Consider the following 1,349-nt stretch of genomic DNA (forward strand, 5'->3'; position numbering starts at 1 on the left):
GCGTTTCCACGCCCCCGCTCGGTTAACGCGACCGTTATCCGATCTTATGACGCAATGAAACGTTGGTTCGTCGCACTTGCATTGACCACGGTAGCTGTACCAGCTTCCTTCATCGCCGCGCCGTACCCGCAGGAGCTGATCCTGCAGCACGTGCCCACCGTTTTTGGCGTGACACTTCTTGCAATCGCGATTTACCGATTTCACCCGAGCGTTGCTAGCCTCGCCTGTTCGTTTGCTTTTCTCTGGCTTCACATAGTCGGGGCTCGTTGGATTTACTCGTTTGTCCCATACGACAACTGGACGCAGACTTTGCTCGGGATGAGACTGTCTGACCTCTTCGGCTGGGAGCGAAATCACTACGACCGACTTGTTCACTTCGCTTCGGGTTTCCTTGGCTTGCCCATCATCTCTGACTTTCTGCAATCGACTTGCGGACTTAGGCCACGAGGCGGGGCTTTTCTTGCCGCGTCTGTAGTACTTGCAATTGGGGCAATTTACGAGGTGATCGAGTGGCAAATCGCCATTTCATTCTCTCCGGCGATGGCTGAATCGTACAACGGGCAACAAGGTGACGTTTGGGACGCCCAAAAAGACTTGGCCTTGGCGTTGTTGGGGGCTACGCTCTGTGTACCATTGATCTACTCATGGATTCCACAGCGTGCCCGAGATGGCGGATAACCATCGCATGCACCGGAGCCGGGCTTGCAAGCGTTTTGGCAATGGATAATCAACTTTCCCGGCCCGGTGATGCGTGACGTTATCCGACTAAAATACACGCCTGGATGATCTGCGACCCGAATGTTCCCCACTTCGACTAAACAACGTCGGTTTTCGTTATTCACCTTATTGGTCGGAGTGTTAATTGCTGCATTAGTGGCATTGATTGCGCGACAGCAAATCGAGATACGAAATCTCAAAGCCGAACGTGACTTACATGTTTCCCACTCAAAGGCTTACCAGAAGCGGTTCACGCTCAATGCGACGATGCCTGCGGAAATCCTGCTTCAAACTTTGTGCGATGCCATTTCACGTGATTGCGTCATCGAACCGTCGGCCGCCGAAGCTTGCAAGACGACCGTTGCCATCGACGAAACCAACGCCACCATTGCATCGCTGATTTACCAGGTTGCGCATTCCGCTGGTGTTTCCGTCGATGGCTTGGCGGAAACCGTAACGATTTCCCGTACGCCAACGACCCAAAACGGCGGATAACCATGGCGTGCACACGGAGCGGGGCTTGCGGCCGGATTTGAAATGGCCAACTTTACTCTCCCCGCCCGGTGACGCCGGACGTTCGCCGACCGATACCGATGCTCAACTGGTAACGCTGATTGATACGTCGCTACCTT

At 54.1% G+C, this 1,349-nt stretch carries 2 protein-coding genes; both read left to right on the forward strand.

Features of this window, described 5'->3' with window-relative positions; translation table 11 throughout:
- Nucleotides 1-54 precede the first annotated feature (54 nt).
- On the forward strand, nucleotides 55-678 hold the full coding sequence (locus tag HFP54_RS25045; RefSeq protein WP_168567294.1) for a DUF2238 domain-containing protein: 624 nt from the start codon (nucleotides 55-57) through the stop codon (nucleotides 676-678).
- 120 nt (nucleotides 679-798) lie between these two features.
- Nucleotides 799-1,212 carry a hypothetical protein gene (locus tag HFP54_RS25050; RefSeq protein ID WP_168567295.1) on the forward strand — a complete coding sequence of 138 codons (414 nt, stop codon included), beginning with the start codon at nucleotides 799-801 and terminating at the stop codon, nucleotides 1,210-1,212.
- Nucleotides 1,213-1,349: the final 137 nt, after the last annotated feature.

Source organism: Crateriforma spongiae (assembly GCF_012290005.1).
GTDB lineage: Bacteria > Planctomycetota > Planctomycetia > Pirellulales > Pirellulaceae > Crateriforma > Crateriforma spongiae.

Bases quoted from the DNA above. Each gene is read 5' to 3' on its own strand.
- HFP54_RS25045 (WP_168567294.1), top strand. From the start codon at position 55: ATGAAACGTTGGTTCGTCGCACTTGCATTGACCACGGTAGCTGTACCA.
- HFP54_RS25050 (WP_168567295.1), top strand. From the start codon at position 799: ATGTTCCCCACTTCGACTAAACAACGTCGGTTTTCGTTATTCACCTTA.